The organism is Pseudomonas sp. LBUM1658 (assembly GCF_059716055.1).
Genome location: NZ_CP166798.1, coordinates 2235023 through 2251911, shown reverse-complemented (window position 1 = coordinate 2251911; position 16889 = coordinate 2235023). Strand labels below are relative to the sequence as shown.

The following is a 16889-nucleotide window of genomic DNA, read 5'->3' as shown; positions in this document are numbered from 1 at the left end:
CAGGGGGGTGGCGCGAAGCGCCGTCAGCGCAGCTGACTCCGCCGCGGCGCGGCGCCCCATGATGGACACCGGAGCGAGGGAACACCGAGCCTTAGCGAGGTGCCGTACGCCGGGGCGAGACCTTTGGTTACTTTGGGGCGTTTGCCAAAGTGACACGCCGTAAGGGCGGAACCATAAGTGGCCGTTACCGCAGAAATGGATATGTCCGCTCTCAAGAGATAGGTCGGCTGCCAGGCCGCCATCGCGAGCAGGATCGCTCCCACATTTGATTTGGGTACAGCCGTGAGAGATAGGTCGGCTGTCAGGCCGTCTTCGCAGGCAAGCCAGCTCCCACAGTTGATCTATGTACATCCGCGAGAACCAGGCCGGCCGCACCTGCAATTTCAACCCAAGGTGTACCCGCTATCCACCTTCCAGTCCTGCCCATAAACACCCCGTGCACCTTGGGACAGCTGAAAGACAATCACGTTAGCCACCGCCGCAGCGTCGAGGAAATGACCGGGCAGCAAGCGTTTGGTCAGGTTGTCGGCGAGGTCATCCAGCTGTTGCTCACTCAAGCCCAGGTTGTCCCACATGGCTGTGGCTGTCGGCCCTGGCGAGACCAGATTGATGCGCACATCAAAGGGCGCGAACTCCACCGCCAGAGTCCGCACCTGCGCCGCCAGCGCGGCCTTGCTGGCGATCCAGGCGGCCAGCCCGGGAAAGCTCGAACCGCTCAGGAAGCTTCCGACAAATACTACCGAAGCCGAGTTGGCCAGTTCGCCGCGCAACGCCGCCAGGGTATTCAACGCCCCGGCACCGTTGACCGCCCACTGGCGCTGGAAGGCTGCCATATCCAGGCTGTCGGCCATCTCCGCGATTCCGGCGTTGGGCACCAGATAGTCCACTGGCCCCAGCGCCGCGGCACGTCCGGCGAGACCGCGCAGGTCCTCCTGGCAAGTGACATCCCCTGCATGCCAGTGCAAACGATCGCCGTGGATCTGTTGCAAGGCCGGCAGCTCGCCTGGAGAGCGTGACATCGCCAGCACCTTGGCGCCTCGGGACAATAGCGCCGCACACACGGCCAGGCCAATCCCGGAACTGGCACCCGTGATCACCGCCAAGCGATCCTGAAACTCGGTTTTCATCATTTGCTCCTGGGCATCGCGGATGCCAAGCACTGGGGACATAACAGACCCCTATCTTTGAGCAGATGAAGAAATACCGACTTGACGGCGATCAGATTTTCTCGACTCAGTTTCGACCGATCAGCCGATCAATGAGTCATGTGCGCCATGGCGGTTTGCTGCTGGAGCAGCTTGCGATCGATTTCGTAGAAGCGCAGTACGCGCCCGCCCTTGTCAGCGGCGAGTTGTTCCGCGGCCTGCTGCTGGGAGAACGACGCCAGCACCACGCCCATTGAGCCTTTGAGCTGGGTGCCGATCACATAAAAAGCATTTTTCGCATCAATCAGGTGGGAGTCATCTGGCGAGTCCCAAGAGCTGCGGCCCATATCATGGACATAGAGCCTGGCATTGCCATGATGGTTTTCCGGCTGCAACCACCAACCGAGCATTTCCGCGGTGGAGCAGAATTTCTTGACCCCGGCCGGCTCGACCACTTCGCCCTTGGGCCCGGGAAATTCGTCGATGATCATCCCGCAGACATGGCATTCATCGCTGGGGTGGAAGGCCGACGCAGCGTCGCTGTAGGTGGCTTGTACGGGCTTGTCGCAGGCTGCCAGCAGCAGACAGACCAGCAGACCGGCCAGTGCCCGCGCCGTATTCGGATAACGCCTGTTCATCATCAAATGCTCCAGAAATGTCAAAAGTTGAAATTCATGTCGACCGTCGACGAAACAGCAGGTAGGCCAGCCCCAGGGGCGCCGCGACCCACAGCGCCAGGCACAGCCAGAGCATCGAGCCCGGCATCGGCAGGTCGCTGCCCAGTGCCAGCACGCCAACGCCATTGGCGCTGGACTCGAAACCGGAAAGATTGATCAGCCGATAGACGTCGGCGGGATTGAGCAACAACAGCCAGGGCAGCAGTTTCGGGCTGAACTGCCCTTCGCTGAGCACCAGCAGTGCCAGCATGGCCAGATCGAACACCAGCACGAAGAAGAACCACACCCCCAGTGCCAGGCCGGCCGCGGTGGATTTCTCCGCCGATACGCTGCTCAGCACATAGGCCAGGCCGAGAAAGCCCCAGCCGAGCAAGGTCGAGGACAGCATGAAGCGACCAAAGGCCCAGAGCAGCAGACTCAGTTCGACGTCATCGACCAGCACGGCGATCGCCAGCATCGCGCAGCCGAAGCCGATCAGCGTCGCCAGGGCCAGGATCAAGCCATGGCCAACGAACTTGCCAAGCAGGATCTGCCCGCGTCCAAGAGGATAGGTCAACAACAGCAACAAGGTGCCGCTTTCGTCCTCGCCGACTATCGCGTCATAGGCCAGCAACAAGGCAATCAGCGGCATCAGGAAGGTTGCCAGGCTGGCCAGGCTGGCGATGGTCGCCGGTATCGAGGTGAAGCCCAACTGCCCGGAGGCAGCCGCACCCAGCCAGGCGATGCCGATGGCCAGCACCGCGAATAACAGGCTGATCGCCAGCAACCAGCGGTTGCGCAAACCGTCACTGAATTCTTTGCGGGCCATGTTCCAGATCGGCTTCATAACGCGCCCTCGGTCGCTGCCACAGCGGCGCGGCCCATGTAATAGCGGTAAATATCTTCCAGGGACGGCGGGTGGATTTCCACGTCTGCCGGGCTGTCTTCTGCCAAGAGCTGGCGCAACAACCCGAGCTTGCTACCATTGAGGGCGGCCACCTGAAGACCTTCTACTCCCCAGCGTTGGGTGACATGCCCAGCGTTGTTCCAGCGCTCCTGCAATTGCCCGGCGCGCTTGAGCCCGCAGGTGCGAATCAGCGTCGGCAGACCTGCCTCCTCCCGCAGGCTGGCCAGGCTGCCGAGGGCCAGCAGCCGGCCCTGGGTCAGAATCGCTGCGCGGTTGATATGTGTCTCGACCCCCGGCAGTACGTGGGAGCAGAGAATGATGCTGGTGCCTTGTCCGCGCAGGCGGTCGAGCAAGCGATAAAGGTCCTGGGTAGCGATCGGGTCAAGGCCGACGGTCGGCTCGTCGAGCAACAGCAGACGCGGCTCGCCGAGCAAGGCTTGAGCCAGTCCCAGGCGTTGGCGCATGCCCTTGGAGTAGGTCTTGACCCGACGCTGCGCCGCGCCCGCGAGGCCGACTTCTTCGAGCAAGCTGTCGACCTGGGTGAAGGATGCACCCTTGAGCCGGGCGAAATGGCGCAAGGTCTCCAGACCGCTGAGCTGCGGGTAGAAGGTCACATTCTCCGGCAAGTAGCCGAGTAGTCGCCGCACCTGCGGATCGCTGGGCTGCCGGCCGAACACCCTGACCTGCCCTGCGCTGGCCTGGAGCAGGCCGAGTATCAGTTTCATGCTGGTGGTCTTGCCCGCGCCGTTATGCCCGAACAGGCCCAGCACCTCACCTTGCGCCAGACTCAGGTTCAGTTCATGCAGAACTGTGGTGTGCCCGTAGCGCTGGCTGACGCCTTCGATTTCGACGACATTCATGACACGGGCTCCTTGATCGGGGATTGAGTGGGGGCTTTCATCAGCGGATGGCTGTCCATCACTCCCGGCGATTTCATCACCGGAAAGGCTCGTTGCACCCAGCGCAGCAACTCGATCCCGGGGCTGTTCATCAGCAGCCGGACCTGCGGGTACAGCCACAGCAGGCGGTCGACGTTGTCGTTGGGTTCATAGGCGACATCGCCCAGGCCATCGTCGTTGCGATCCCAGCCCAGGTAGTCGCTCCAGTAATTGCCGCGGCCATCCACCGACCATTCCTGTAAGCGGGTGGCGACGTATTTGACCTGGCGCTGGTTGCCGACAAAAGCGTTGTCGGCGATGCGGTTGTCTTCGGAGCCGGCGGTGAGGTGAATGCCCACGGCGCTGCCCTCGAAGTGGTTGTGTTCGATGCTGTTGAACAGCGAGTTGTAAATGAACAGTGCCTTGCCCTCGGCGCCGCTGATCATGCTGTCGCCGGTCGAGCCGCCGTCGCGCACGTCAGTGACGATGTTGTCGCGCAAGGTCGAATAGGTGATGTAGTTCATCAGGATGCCGTAGTTCTGATCCTGTTCGGAGCGATTGCCGATCACCGTCAGCTTGCGGCTTTGCATCAAGGCATAGCCGGTGCGGGTGCGGCGGGTGGTGTTGCCGAGCAGTTGGTTGTCGTTGGCAAACATGTAGTGCACGCCGTAGCGCAGGTCTTCCAGGGTATTGCCCTGCAGCAGGTTGCCGTTCGAGGTGTCGATGTAGATGCCGTCGCGGGTGTCGCGAACATGGTTGCCGATGACGCGGGCGCCGTGCACCGCATACAGATGGATGCCGTTGCCGCGGTCCTGGGAGCGCATCGCCGGATCGCCCTGGATGCTGTTGTCGATCAGGCTCACATCCGGGGTTCCATCGACCCAGATACCGAACCCCTGGCCTTGCATCCGGTTGCCCTTGATCTGCGCACCATGGGCCTTGGGCAGGATGAACAGCGCAGCGTTCATGGCCGTCATGTCGTGCCCCCAATCGACAAAGGTACAGCCCTCGATCGTTACGTCGGGCGCGCTGATGATCAAGCCGTTGCCCTGGCCCTGGCCCTGAAACACCGCACCGGGTTCACAGATAATCTGCATCGGCTGATCGACGCTGAACGAGCCAGGATATTCCCCGGCAGGCAAGCGCCAGCGTTGCTCGCCGTCGGCCTGCAACGGCAGCGCGGTGATGGGTTGCACCACCGCCCCGGCACTGCCCGAGAGCACCAGCAGTACCAGCGCAATGGACTTTATCCGGGATCCGCGAACCGGTTTTTCCTTGATATTGGCCATTGAACCTGTACCTCCGCAGTGACGACCGTCAGACGCGCTCGACTTTCATGCGGCCGACCATTTCCATGTGCAGCGCATGGCAGAACCAGCTGCAGTAGTACCAGTGCAGGCCGGGCTGGTCGGCGATGAAGGTAATCGAGGAAGTCTGCTGTGGGCTGATTTCCATGCTCACACCGTGGTTGGTCATGACAAAACCGTGGGTCACGTCTTCAATCTGGTCGATGTTGGTGATGGTCACGGTGACCTCATCGCCCTGTTTGACGGTGAATTCCGGCATGCCGTAGGCCGGGGCCATCGAAGTCATGTATACCCGGACTTTCTTGCCGTCGCGGATGACCTTGTTGTCGGTTTCCAGCTTGATCCCGTCCTTGGCTGCAATGGCCACGGTTTCGGCGAAAAACGGGTCGTTGCGGTCCCAGATCTTCTTGGTCCTGATCTGGTCGCGACGGGCCATGATGCAATCGTGGGGTTCGGCGAAGGCCGGGCCGTCGTGCACCAGTTTCATTTCTTCGCCGGAGATATCGATCAACTGATCGTTTTCCGGGTGCAGCGGGCCGGTCGGCAGGAAGCGGTCCTTGGAGAACTTGCTGAGGACCATCAGCCATTTCCCGTCGGCCTCGCTGGTTTCGGTCAGCGAAGCGTGGTTGTGACCCGGCTGGTACTGCACGTCGAGTTTCTGCTTGATGTAATTGACCTTCTCGCCGGTGTAGGCGCGAACGGCTTCTTCCACGTTCCACTTCACCACCTGGCTGTCGATGAACAATGTGGTGTAGGCACAACCGCGGCCATCGTAGGTAGTGTGCAGCGGACCCAGACCCAGTTCAGGCTCGCCGACCACCGCGTCACGCGGCTCCTTGAGTTTGTCGTCGAACAGATCGTCCAGCTTGGCGGTGGCGATGATGGTGCAGGTCGGCGAAAGCTTGCCGGCGGCGATGAAGTACTTGCCATCAGGCGTCATATTGATGCCATGCGGGTTCTTCGGCACGGGGATGTAACGGGTGAATTCGCTGTCCTTGCCCTCGGTTTTACGACCGTCGACCACCGGCACTTTCGAATCGCCCACGGTGATGAACTTGCCGGCCTTGATCGCTGCCTCGATGCGCTGAATATTGAATACCACCACCCAGTCGCGCTCGTTGCGCATCATGCCGCCCAGGTCGTAGGCCTTCTCCGAGTTGTAGCAGGTCGAAGCCGCATACTTGCCGGTGTAGTCGGCGTCGGTGTTATCCAGGTTGCCGTCGACTATGACCTGGAACGCCATCTCCATTTTCTCGGCATCGATGGCGTTGAACAGGGTGTAGCTGTTCTTGTCCAGCAGGTCGAAGGTGCTGCCGTCGTTAGGGTGCGGAATGACGAACTCGGCATTGGCGAACACGTACTTGGTGTGCGGCATTTTCTGCAGGCGCAGACCGTGCACGGCCTGCACGTTCGGTACGGTGAGCATCTTGTCGCATTTCATGACATCCAGGCGGATGCGCGCGACCCGGCTGTTGGCCTTGTCGTTGATGAACAGGTATTTGCCATCGTACTTGCCATCGGTCATGGACAAATGCGGGTGGTGGCAGTCGCCGTTCTGGAACCGCGCACTATCGCCCATGATCCGCTTGCTTTCGTTGGTCAGGCCCCAGCCGGTGGCGGAGTCGACGTTGAACACCGGAATGCGCAACAGCTCGCGCATCGACGGGATGCCCATGACCCGCACTTCACCCTGGTGACCGCCACTCCAGAAACCGTAGTACTCGTCCAGATCGCCCGGCCCCACGTGGATCTTCGATTTCGACTCCTTGGCCGCTGCCGCCCAGGATTCACGGGTGAATACTGCGCCACCGATGGCCGTGGCACCGGCCAGCACCGCACCGGTCACCGCGCTGGTGCCGAGGAAGCCGCGTCGGCTCAGACCAGCAGGTTCCGCTGCTTGAGCTGGTTTTTTGGATTCTGTGTCGTTCATGAGGTGCTCCTTGAAGGAATAAAAACAGTCACTGCGGACGTGCGCTCGCGGGGTTCATTCAAGAGCCGTCACTTCCACGACAGGTATGAGTTGCGCGCTCACCGGTGCAGCCTTGCCACGTTTTTTCTTGCGCTTGTTGATCAGCGGTGGGCATTTGTGATCGTTGTTAAAGGTCATCTGGCAATCGAGGCAGTAGTGGCACTCGTTGGCATTGATCCGGCCATCGGGATGAATCGCCTGGATCTCGCATTCCTTGGCACAGAGTTGGCAGGGGTCTCCGCACTCCTTGCGCCGTTTGAGCCAGTCGAACAGCCGCAGCTTGGTGGGAATCGCCAGCGCCGCGCCCAATGGGCAGATGTAGCGGCAATAGACCTTGCGGGTGAAGATATTGATGATCAGCAGCGCCACCGCGTAGAGCACGAACCACCACTGGCGGTCGAACCTGAGGGTGATGGCGGTCTTGAAGGGTTCCACTTCAGCGAACAGTTCGGCAGTGGTCATCGACTCCAGGGAGACGCCGAACAGCGCCAGCAGGATGATGTACTTGATCGCCCACAGCCGCTCATGGACCGCGAACGGCAATTCGTACTGGGGAATTTTCAGCTTGCGCGCGGCTTCGTTGATCAACTCCTGCAAGGCGCCGAACGGGCACAGCCAGCCGCAGAACACGCCGCGGCCCCAGAGCAGGATGCTCGCGGCGGTGAACACCCAGAGCATGAAGATCAGCGGATCGGTGAGAAACAGTTCCCAGCGGAAGTTCTCGAACAGGGCATGGACGAACGTCAGCACGTTGACCACCGACAGTTGCCCCAGGGCGTACCAGCCGATGAACACCACGGTAAACATCAGGTAGCCACGGCGCAGCCAGTGCAGAAACTGTGGCCGGCGGGTGAATTTGTCCTGCAGGAACAGGATCGTCGTCAGCAGTAGCAGCGCCGCCCCGAGCACGATGATCTGGAACTGTTTCTGATACCAGATAGTCACCCACATCGGCCGGTTGGCTTCTTCGATGGCCGCCAGTTCTTCGGCAGTGGGCAATGGCCGTTCCAGGTAGGGCTCGGGCATTTGGTAAAGCAGTTCGAAGCTGCTGAAGGTGCCACTGACCGGGCCGGTCTGACGTCGCACCAGCAACTCCAGGGACCAGGCTGCTCCCGGATCGAACCGGGCCGGTTCGCGAACGATGAAAATCGACATTTCATTGAACTCGGGGATGCCCTTGGCAAACACGTCGTCGAGCCGTTGATGGTCCATGTCGCGAAAGCTGATGACGTTGCCGAACTGGCGCAGTTGCACCCGGTCGAAGATCCCGCCGCGCACATAACCCGAACCTTTATAGGAAAACAGCCCGCGCCCCAGCACGGCGATGGCCTGCTCGCCCGGCTTGAGATCCTGCATGAGAAAACGGTACTGATTGTCCCCCAGCAGGTTGCGACCGATGGTCGGCGGATTCAGGTCGGCGACGTAGAGTTCGATAAAGGTTTCATCGACTTGTTCGGCACTGGCGCTGTCGATGCCTTCGGCCTCGGTGCCCTTGAACGCTGCGTCGACCTGGCCGCGGGTCAGGTTCAAGCGGCGGATCGCGCCGTTGCCGGTCAGTTGCTCCCAGGTAGCGGGCTCGAAAAGGTCCTTGCGCACGGTGGCGGGTTTCTGCGCCATGCCGGCCGCGTCCTCGATCAGTTTGAGCGATACGGCCACCTCATGGGCAGCACGCATGATCACCTCATTGACCACCATCGCCGTGACGGTCGCGCCCGCGATCGCATCCACGGTGACCGCGTTCGGGTCGCTGGAATGGCCGACGACCACCCGCTGGCTGACCTTGATGTCCTTGTATTTGGCGCTGAAGGCGTGAAGTTTTGCTTCGGGAATCCCGATCAGCAGAATCGGTTCGTGGTGCTCGAGGACATAGGCGTCCTGAATCACCCCCGCAGGGTCGAGGATCACCTGGGTATTGATCGGCTTGCCCGAGTAGGCCGGAATATCGACCACATCCAGGCTCTGGAACACATACCCGATGACCTTGCCGGCCGCCGACAGTGTGCGCACCTTGAACTTGCCTTCAGGGGCGGATACCGAATCGGTCTGCGGGAGGATTTTCTCGATGCGCTGCTGCTCGATGTCGCCGTAGGATTTGGCCTGCACGACACCGAAGGTGACGAACATCAGCGCCAGCATCACCACCAGCCCGATGCTCCAGGAGCGCAGGTTGCGAGGTATCGAGGGCTGAGGGGTGTTCATGGGCACTGACTTCAAAGACGGGTTCATGCGGCCATGTTAGGGAGCGTTGCGCCCCCTGCCCTTGATTGAAATCAACTCAAACCTTTTTAGCCCCGCGCAGCCCGCTACGCCCCATCAAACGGTGCGGGAAAACTGGCCTTTCTGCTCGCCACCCAGATAAGCGTCAAACGCCATCGCGGCACTGCGCATCATCAAATGCCCCTGGGGCAATAACACCAGGGCGTCGTGGTGAATCTCCAGCAGGCCATCACGAACATGCTCGTCAAGCTGCGCCAGCGCATCGGCAAAGTACTCGGTAAAGCAGATGCCATGCCGCGCTTCGAACTTGCCGAAATCGATTCGCCCGTGGCACATCAGGTCGCTGATCACCTCGCGGCGCAGCAGGTCGTCGGCGTTCAACCGGTAACCCCGGTGCACCGGCAGCAAGCCTTGATTCAGGCGCGCGTAGTACTGGGAAAGCTCCTTGACGCTCTGGCTGTAGCTGTCGCCGACCTTGCCGATCGAAGACACCCCAAGGCCGATCAGATCGCAGTCGGCATGGGTCGAGTAGCCCTGGAAGTTGCGTTGCAGGGTGCCATTGGCGCGGGCCAGGGCCAGTTCGTCGTCCGGCAAGGCGAAGTGATCCATGCCGATATAGACATAACCGGCCGCGGTCAGCCGGCGGATGGTCAGTTCGAGCAATTCCAGCTTGCGCTCCGGTGGCGGCATGTCTTCCAGCCGGATCAAGCGTTGTGCGCGCACCAGTTGTGGCAGATGGGCGTAGCTGTAGGCGGCGATCCGGTCCGGGCGCAGCGCGATGATCTTGCTTAGCGTCACATCGAAACTGGCTACGGTCTGCAACGGCAGGCCGTAGATCAGATCGACGCTGATCGACTTGAATTGAGCCTCGCGAGCAGCGGCGACCAGCGCATAGATCTGTTCTTCGCTTTGCTGACGATTGACTGCCGCCTGCACGTCGGGGTCGAAATCCTGGACGCCGAAGCTCAGGCGATTGAAGCCCAGCTCGCGCAACGATTGAATCTGTTCGGTGCTGATGGTGCGCGGGTCGACTTCGATGGAGAATTCATGGTTATCGCTATCATCCATGTCGAACGCTTGATGCAGGCAATCCATCAGGTCAGCCAGTTGCTCGCTGGTCAGATAGGTCGGGGTGCCACCGCCCAGGTGCAGTTGCGTGAGTTTGCGGCTGCTGTCGAACAACGCTGCCTGCATGAGGATTTCACGCTTGAGGTACGTCAGGTACTCGACGGCGCGGTGGGTTTTCTGGGTGATGATCTTGTTGCAGGCGCAGTAGTAGCAAAGGCTTTTGCAAAACGGGATGTGGATATACACCGACAGTGGCTTGGGCACATCCGCCTGGTTGCTGTCCTGTGCGGCACGCTGATAGTCGTCGACGGCAAACGCCTGATGGAACTGCGGAGCCGTGGGATAGGAGGTATAGCGCGGCCCTGGGCGGTCATATTTTTCGACCAGGGCTCGATCGAACTCAAGCGCAGCATTCATGATTGATCGACTCCTGATTAGAGTTAATGCCGTGCATCGGCCAAATCCTTTCCAAACAAATTGCAGATGGCGTCCACTTCTCTGCGGCCGGCGGGCAGTATGCAAATGAATCGTTCGGACAGCTCGATCAGCCCCTGCCGATTCAATTGCTCGAGCAGTGGCCAGGCTGAAGAAAAGTACTGGCGGAAAATCAGTCCATAGCGGGTTTCGATGGCCTGGATATCCAGTTCCAGGTCGCAGGCCAGGCGTTCCATGACCATTTGCCTGATCTGATCACCTGCTTCACAGCGCCAGCCGCGACAGGTGGGCAATTGGCCCGCGTCCAGTTGCAATTGATAATGCGCCAGATCTTCGGTGTTTTGCGCATATAAATCGTCGATCTGGCTGATGGCCGACAATCCGAAGCCGACATGGTCGCAATAGCCATGGCTGGTAAAGCCCTGACAGTTGCGGCGCAGACGCCCCCGTTCCTGGGCCATCGCCAGGTCATCGTCGGGCCGGACAAACTGCCCCAGGCCGATGTAGTGATAGCCCGCCGCACCCAACTGTTCAAAGCAGGCCTGGCGCATTGCGCTTTTATCGTCCTGGCTGGACAGTTCTCTGGGTTTATCCCCGTGCAGCGGTCGATAACGCTGTGGAGCATCGGCGTAGTCGAAGACCTGGAACCGGTCCGGTTCCAGTTCGATAATAGTCGCCAGTTTCAATGCGAAACTCTCGGGTGTCTGCCATGCATGGCCATAACCCAGGTCAACGTTGATCGATCGAAAGCCGAAGGTGCGAGCGGCATCGATCAGCGAATGGATCGGTGCCGGGTTCTGATAGCAGGAGACTGGCATTTCACTGTCTACGCCGATATCCGGGACGCCGATGCTGACGTGATTGAAGCCCTGGTCGCGGAGCAGGCCCATGGTCGACCAGTCGGTATGGTGAAGATCCACTTCGATACTGTAGTCGCCGCTCTCATGGTCGAGAAAGTTGAAGCGGCTGCGCAGATGACTCATCAACCGTTGCAGGTGGGCAATGGCCGGTGTGCCGCCAGCCAGATGAAATTGCTCGACCCGCTGGTCCGCCCCCAGGTGACAACCAATCAGATCGATCTCGCGCTCCAGGTGCTGAAGGTAGTTGTCGACTTCGTTGCACTTGCAGGAGACGTCGAGCAGGGAGCAGGAGGAAGAGCGCAGGTTGGAGGGCAACTGCACCGTCAGGGACAGCGGACGTTGCTTCTGGCGACTGCTGCGCAAAGCCCGAAGCAGATCCAGAGAGCCGATGCCACCATGAAATTTCTGGATGTCGGCATAGCAGTTGGGGTCGAGCACGCCTTGATCGCGCCGAATGGTCAGCTCGCTGGAGGGGTGAAATAGGTCGAACATGGTGATCTCCGAGACTGGCTCCGGATGATCAGTGTCGGGGTTTAACGCCTTGTGCTCCTTGACTTGCATCAAGCACGGGTGAAGCACTGGCCGGTTGGGTAGCCCCCTCACCACGTCAGGAAGAACATGCCCTTGGCCAACAGCACAATGGCGACCATATGGCAGAACAGACTGCCATGGATGAAGTGCAGGTAGCGGGCATTCATGCGCCCGCTTTTGAACAGATACATGGCGCCGAGGAAATGCAGCAATACGCTGGCGGCGAGCATGATTTTCAGGGTCAGCAAGGTGCCGAAGGACGACGCCAGTGGCGCGGCAAGCGCCGGTAAATAACGTAGCCAGGCCATGCCCAGCCCCGCGCCGAACAACACCAGCAAGACCCAGGGCATCAGGCTGCGGGCCCTGCGGCCGATCCCCTGCTCCACCAGGTGCATCACTCTGGCAGGGACCTGTTTGCGAATGTTTTCCAGAAACAGCACTTCGAAGAACACCGTTCCGATAAAAATCAGCGCGGCGAACAGATGCAAGGTCAATAACAGTGGATAGATCATGGTTTTACCCGCCTTCAACACCGAGTGTGGCGCGATAACGGGCCCGGTCAGCGTGCAACCGGAGACGAAACGCAGGCTATTGTTACGCTTTGACAGTCGGTTCGACCTTGACGCGGATCAACATCGGCCGGATTGCAAGCGCCGTAATTCAAGGCCCCCAGCGGATATGGCGAGTCCTGAAGCCTCCAGTATCAGATCTTTTACATACCTTGAAACAAATAGCCAGTTCGGCCATTGACATTAAATTGCCACGTTGATCTATACCCCTTTAAGAGTCTCCAGCAACCTGGTTCAACCGCTCGTTACTAGGCACGCCAACATGGACGTACGCATATTTTCGAGATCGATGAGTGATGCCACCTGCCGGGCCAGCAGCCATTTGTGGCCAGACCGATGGGCATCCTCACGCAGTCGGTGTACCTGGTTCCCGGATTACTCTGATCAAGCCTTTTTCAGGCCTTGTTTCTGCCCTGTTTCCCAACCCGTCACGCAAGCCTTTGCGCATTGCGCGGTTGCGCCTGACTGCCATTTCATTCCGCCAAGCATCATCCAGGAGTCTCCATGAGCGCACTGCAGCAGCTACGCGAAAGGATCAAACAAAAAGGCCTGCGCCGCACCTTCAATACACTGTGGGAGCGCTATGTGTTCTTTCACTGGGAGCTGCTGTGGATGGAGCGCGACCTGGTCACCCCGGTGCCGCCCTACAAACTCAGACCCTATTCGGGTTTACGCCTGGTCAACATCGATACGAAGAACGCCGATGCGTTCGCCAAGCACTTTGGCGACCGCGTGGAAACCATGCGCGAACTGGCCGCCGAGGGGCATACCGGGCACATGTACCTGGACGAGGAAGGGCATGCCGTCGGCTTCATCTGGGGTAGCAAACGCAACTACCATGACCGCCACTATTACGGCTGCTGGTTCCCGGTCAAGGAAGGCGAGTTCTTCGAGTTCGGTGGCGAGATGACGCGACCTTATTTCGGCACCGCGCTTTCAGTCGATGCCCAGCTCGCCATATGGCAGGCCATGCAAGCGCAAGGTTGTAACAAGGTGGTGGACGTCTGCGAGACGCACAACATCCCGGCGCTCAAACTGCACATCCGCATGGGGTATCACGAGCAAGGTCGGGTCATGCATGTCTATGGCTTGTTCGGGCGCTGGCGTTTCTACCGCGAAACCCACTACAGCGGCTCGCGACTCGAACCCCTGCGCAGACCGGGACGCCCTACTGTCTCTGCATCGGTTCCCACCACCTGAGCAGATCGGTTGAGGATTGATGCCGGCAGCGCCGGCCTCATCGCGATAGCGGTCTATCGGCTGACGAGTTCAGAAAAGGCTCAGCGCAGCTTCAGCGGATCAACCATTTCGGCGACGATGGCCATGCCCACCAGGTCTGGCAGGTTGTCCGCCTGCATGCGTTTCATCACGCGCGAGCGATACAGGTCCACGGTTTTTGCGCTGATCCCCAGTTGCTCGGCGATTTCGCGGGTGGTGTAGCCCTGCACCAACGGCAGCATCACATCGCGCTCGCGGGGCGTCAGGCTTAGCAGACGAGCCTGCAACTGGGCATGGCTCTCGCTGCCCGAGCGGTTTGCGTCGAAGCTGCTGAGCGCCTGTTGCACACTGTCGAGCAACAACTGTTCGTTATAGGGCTTCTCGATGAAGTCATGGGCCCCGGCCTTGAATGCCCGGACCACGATGGGTACGTCGGCGTGCCCGCTGACGAAGATGATCGGCAGCTTCAGCTCCCGCGCGCGCATCTCTTCCTGCACGTTCAACCCGCCCATGCCGGGCATGCGCACATCCAGCAACACGCAGGCATTGAGACGGACATCACAGGCATCGAGGAAAGCCCGGCCACTGGTGAAGGGCAAGGCCTTGAGCCCGACCGACTCGAGCAACCAGACGGTCGAATCGAGCATCCCCTGGTCGTCGTCGACCACATAGACCACCTGCTCTGCCACAGCTGCCATTGCATTACTCCTGTTGTTGTTTTGTGGATCCGGCAAGCGGCAAGCGACAACTCATCAGCAGCCCGACGGGCTGGCGCCGGGCCTGCAACTCGCCGCCGAAGCCTTCGATGATGCTGCGGCTCATCGATAAGCCAAGTCCCAGGCCATCGGCCTTGCTGGTATAGAACGGGGTGAATATGTGCTCCAGCTGAGGCTCGCTGACGCCCGGCCCCTGGTCGACCACACTGATTTCCACACATGCGCCACTGCTCTGCCCTGCGGTGAGGACAATCAGCGAAGGCTGCCCCGGATGCTGCTCGCGGTTGGCGTCGATGGCATTGCGCAACAGGTTGAGCAGTACCTGCTCGAGCAGCACCCGGTCGGCATAAATCGGCGGCAGATTATCCGGCAGGCGCTCCTCGATTACCACTTGGCAATTACTCGCCTCCCAGGCACACAGACGCACCGCCTCACGGGCGACTTCGGCGACGTTGAGTGCCTGCATGCGCCGCTGGCCCTTGCGCAGGAAAGCCCGCAGTCGGCGGATCACCTCCGAGGCATGAGTGGCATGCAGGGTGATGCGTTCCAGGCCTTGGGCCACCTTTTCGGCGGCCTGCGGATTGGTTCCAAGCGTTTGCAAGTAGCGCTGGCTGGCGTTGGCATAGTTGACCACCGCCGCCAGCGGCTGGTTGATTTCGTGGGCGATGCCCGAGGCCAATTCACCCAGAGTCACCAGCCGCGCGGTGTGCGCCAGTTCGTCCTGATGGTGGCGCTGTTGCACTTCGCGCAGTTCACGCTCAGTCATGTCCCGCGCCACCAGTGAGTAATAACGCTCGCCCGCGGCAGAGCGATGCGCCAGCAGGACCAGCGACACCGGCACCGAAGCGCCGCCACCGGGTGGCTGCAGTCGTGCATCGCTGCTCCAGACGCCGTTGCGCTCGGCACTGCTCCAGCCTTCGCGCTGCAGGCGCGTCAGGTCATCGTTGGCGAAGAGTTCGGCCAGGGCCGGCATCGGCTGCTGCTCGTCGAGCCGCAGGGTGCGTCGCGCAGCCGGATTGAGGTAAGTGACCTGGCCTGCGGGATCGATGAACAGCACCGGGTCGGTGTTGGCCTCCACCACTTCGGCCAGCCGTCGCTTGTTCTCCTCGGCCTGGACCCGGGCAGTGATGTCGCGCGAGACGCTGATCACCTCGACCACCGCGCCAGTGTAGGTTTCCCGAATCGCCCGGCTGGCCGTCTCGAACCAGAGGTAATGCCCGGCACGATGACGAATGCGGTAGGTCATGGTGTGATAACCGTCCTGCTCCAGGGCATCGCGCGCGCGCTGGACCAGGCTGGCCAGATCCTGAGCATGGAACAGGCCCTGGGCCATTTGCCCGCGCAACTCTTCAGGCCAGTAGCCAAGCAACGTCCAGGACGCCGGCGAGGCATCGATAAACCGTCCGTCCGGGGTATGCCGGGAAATCAGGTCGGTGGTGTTCTCGATGATCAAGCGGTACAGCCGGCGCGCCTTGGCCGCCTCACGCTCGGCCAGGACCTGGGCGGTGGCTTCCCGACAGCGGGCGAGCACACGGTTGTCCTGGGGGTCGGGAATAAAGGTCCAGATCAATATCTGTGCTTCGAACTGCGCCTCGACCCCATCGATGGCCCGCTGCTGGTCCAGACAGGCACGCACCAGCACCCGGTGATTGACCGGCATGAAGCCCAGCACATCGGTCAGCGGTTTCTCGGCCAGCAGCGCCAACAGCGCCGCATTGAACTCCAGCGGCCGGCCCTGGGCATCGAGCAGCAAACTCGGTTGCGGGTCGTGGCCCAGCAGCGGCGAGCCGCGCAGCATGCCGTTGACGCTGCTCAGCAAAGTCGTCAACAGGTCCTGCACCCAGCCCAGCCAGTCCAGGCTCACGCCCTCGTGCACTTCCACCAGTAGCAATCCCGCCTGCCCCGGCTGCAGCGCCAGATCAAACACCTGGCCATGGCTGATGGCCGCCCGGCGTAGACGACCGGACAGCCAGCAATCGAGCTGGCGCACCTGGGCCAGATCCAGTCGCCCCTCCTCCACCAGACGTTCGAAAAGCAATTGATCGCTGGCCAGCAACGGGTCTCCCAGGCCCGGGGGCAAATGTTGGGCCGCCCCCTCATGGCTATAAATGTGCGCCTGCGGCTGCCAGCTCAAATACACCGCCCGCTGCACCTCGGGGCAATCGAGCAAGGCCCGGCACAAGGCATCGGCCCGGGCGGCGAGAGAAACCCCCTCGCGCTGCAGGCGCAACCAACTGTGCAATCGAACGGGAGTGAGGCTCATCGCGGGTCCACTTTTTCAGGAAAACCAAGCATATACCGGCCTTGGTGGGGATGACTGAATTCATTTAGCCCCCAAAGAATTCAATATAGTATATGTACTATACGACTCAGGTTGTACTTCCATACCTAATGCTGAATGTTATATAAAGCA

General features: G+C 60.6%; 13 protein-coding genes. 1 reads left to right on the top strand and 12 read right to left on the bottom strand.

Annotated features, from left to right (window positions below; genetic code table 11):
• Positions 1 to 383 precede the first annotated feature (383 nt).
• The 10 genes from ACA064_RS10265 to ACA064_RS10220 form a co-directional block, all read right to left on the bottom strand.
• Positions 384 to 1127: an SDR family NAD(P)-dependent oxidoreductase gene (locus tag ACA064_RS10265; protein ID WP_497674212.1), complete on the bottom strand. Its 744-nt coding sequence runs from the start codon at positions 1125 to 1127 to the stop codon at positions 384 to 386.
• Between the two features lie 128 nt (positions 1128 to 1255).
• Positions 1256 to 1783: a nitrous oxide reductase accessory protein NosL gene (locus tag ACA064_RS10260; RefSeq protein ID WP_497674211.1), complete on the bottom strand. Its 528-nt coding sequence runs from the start codon at positions 1781 to 1783 to the stop codon at positions 1256 to 1258.
• 34 nt (positions 1784 to 1817) lie between these two features.
• The gene (locus tag ACA064_RS10255; RefSeq protein WP_150644955.1) at positions 1818 to 2648 is read right to left on the bottom strand and encodes an ABC transporter permease; all 831 of its coding nucleotides are present in this window, start codon (positions 2646 to 2648) and stop codon (positions 1818 to 1820) included.
• Positions 2645 to 3568: an ABC transporter ATP-binding protein gene (locus ACA064_RS10250; RefSeq protein ID WP_497673244.1), complete on the bottom strand. Its 924-nt coding sequence runs from the start codon at positions 3566 to 3568 to the stop codon at positions 2645 to 2647. The genes ACA064_RS10255 and ACA064_RS10250 overlap by 4 nt, the downstream gene beginning before the upstream one ends.
• Positions 3565 to 4875 (bottom strand): nitrous oxide reductase family maturation protein NosD, encoded by a 1311-nt coding sequence (locus ACA064_RS10245; protein WP_497673243.1) that lies wholly within the window; start codon positions 4873 to 4875, stop codon positions 3565 to 3567. Before ACA064_RS10245 ends, ACA064_RS10250 begins: the two co-directional genes overlap by 4 nt.
• Positions 4876 to 4903: 28 nt before the next feature.
• Positions 4904 to 6823, bottom strand: coding sequence for a TAT-dependent nitrous-oxide reductase (gene nosZ / locus ACA064_RS10240; protein WP_497673242.1), 1920 nt, complete (start codon positions 6821 to 6823; stop codon positions 4904 to 4906).
• A gap of 54 nt (positions 6824 to 6877) precedes the next feature.
• Positions 6878 to 9061, bottom strand: a complete 2184-nt coding sequence (gene nosR / locus ACA064_RS10235) for a transcriptional regulator NosR (protein ID WP_497673241.1) — start codon at positions 9059 to 9061, stop codon at positions 6878 to 6880.
• A gap of 114 nt (positions 9062 to 9175) precedes the next feature.
• Complete coding sequence (hemN, locus tag ACA064_RS10230) at positions 9176 to 10564, bottom strand: oxygen-independent coproporphyrinogen III oxidase (RefSeq protein ID WP_497673240.1); 1389 nt, start codon at positions 10562 to 10564, stop codon at positions 9176 to 9178.
• A 23-nt stretch (positions 10565 to 10587) separates the two neighbouring features.
• On the bottom strand, positions 10588 to 11934 hold the full coding sequence (locus ACA064_RS10225; RefSeq protein ID WP_497673239.1) for an oxygen-independent coproporphyrinogen III oxidase: 1347 nt from the start codon (positions 11932 to 11934) through the stop codon (positions 10588 to 10590).
• Between the two features lie 107 nt (positions 11935 to 12041).
• Positions 12042 to 12485 (bottom strand): CopD family copper resistance protein, encoded by a 444-nt coding sequence (locus tag ACA064_RS10220; RefSeq protein ID WP_497673238.1) that lies wholly within the window; start codon positions 12483 to 12485, stop codon positions 12042 to 12044.
• Positions 12486 to 13046: 561 nt separating this feature from the next.
• Between ACA064_RS10220 and ACA064_RS10215 the strand changes: the two genes are divergently transcribed.
• Positions 13047 to 13742 carry an N-acetyltransferase gene (locus ACA064_RS10215; RefSeq protein ID WP_497673237.1) on the top strand — a complete coding sequence of 232 codons (696 nt, stop codon included), beginning with the start codon at positions 13047 to 13049 and terminating at the stop codon, positions 13740 to 13742.
• Between the two features lie 80 nt (positions 13743 to 13822).
• Here the strand turns inward: ACA064_RS10215 and ACA064_RS10210 are convergent, their stop codons facing one another.
• A complete protein-coding gene (locus ACA064_RS10210) occupies positions 13823 to 14458 on the bottom strand; it encodes a response regulator transcription factor (RefSeq protein ID WP_497673236.1) in 636 nt (211 codons plus the stop codon).
• Positions 14459 to 14462: 4 nt separating this feature from the next.
• On the bottom strand, positions 14463 to 16739 hold the full coding sequence (locus ACA064_RS10205; protein ID WP_497673235.1) for a PAS domain-containing sensor histidine kinase: 2277 nt from the start codon (positions 16737 to 16739) through the stop codon (positions 14463 to 14465).
• Positions 16740 to 16889 lie beyond the last annotated feature (150 nt).

What these genes read in the sequence shown, in the direction of transcription:
- ACA064_RS10265 (WP_497674212.1), bottom strand. Translation starts at nt 1,127, where the DNA reads ATGAAAACCGAGTTTCAGGATCGCTTGGCGGTGATCACGGGTGCCAGT.
- ACA064_RS10260 (WP_497674211.1), bottom strand. Translation starts at nt 1,783, where the DNA reads ATGAACAGGCGTTATCCGAATACGGCGCGGGCACTGGCCGGTCTGCTG.
- ACA064_RS10255 (WP_150644955.1), bottom strand. Translation starts at nt 2,648, where the DNA reads ATGAAGCCGATCTGGAACATGGCCCGCAAAGAATTCAGTGACGGTTTG.
- ACA064_RS10250 (WP_497673244.1), bottom strand. Translation starts at nt 3,568, where the DNA reads ATGAATGTCGTCGAAATCGAAGGCGTCAGCCAGCGCTACGGGCACACC.
- ACA064_RS10245 (WP_497673243.1), bottom strand. Translation starts at nt 4,875, where the DNA reads ATGGCCAATATCAAGGAAAAACCGGTTCGCGGATCCCGGATAAAGTCC.
- nosZ (WP_497673242.1), bottom strand. Translation starts at nt 6,823, where the DNA reads ATGAACGACACAGAATCCAAAAAACCAGCTCAAGCAGCGGAACCTGCT.
- nosR (WP_497673241.1), bottom strand. Translation starts at nt 9,061, where the DNA reads ATGAACACCCCTCAGCCCTCGATACCTCGCAACCTGCGCTCCTGGAGC.
- hemN (WP_497673240.1), bottom strand. Translation starts at nt 10,564, where the DNA reads ATGAATGCTGCGCTTGAGTTCGATCGAGCCCTGGTCGAAAAATATGAC.
- ACA064_RS10225 (WP_497673239.1), bottom strand. Translation starts at nt 11,934, where the DNA reads ATGTTCGACCTATTTCACCCCTCCAGCGAGCTGACCATTCGGCGCGAT.
- ACA064_RS10220 (WP_497673238.1), bottom strand. Translation starts at nt 12,485, where the DNA reads ATGATCTATCCACTGTTATTGACCTTGCATCTGTTCGCCGCGCTGATT.
- ACA064_RS10215 (WP_497673237.1), top strand. Translation starts at nt 13,047, where the DNA reads ATGAGCGCACTGCAGCAGCTACGCGAAAGGATCAAACAAAAAGGCCTG.
- ACA064_RS10210 (WP_497673236.1), bottom strand. Translation starts at nt 14,458, where the DNA reads ATGGCAGCTGTGGCAGAGCAGGTGGTCTATGTGGTCGACGACGACCAG.
- ACA064_RS10205 (WP_497673235.1), bottom strand. Translation starts at nt 16,739, where the DNA reads ATGAGCCTCACTCCCGTTCGATTGCACAGTTGGTTGCGCCTGCAGCGC.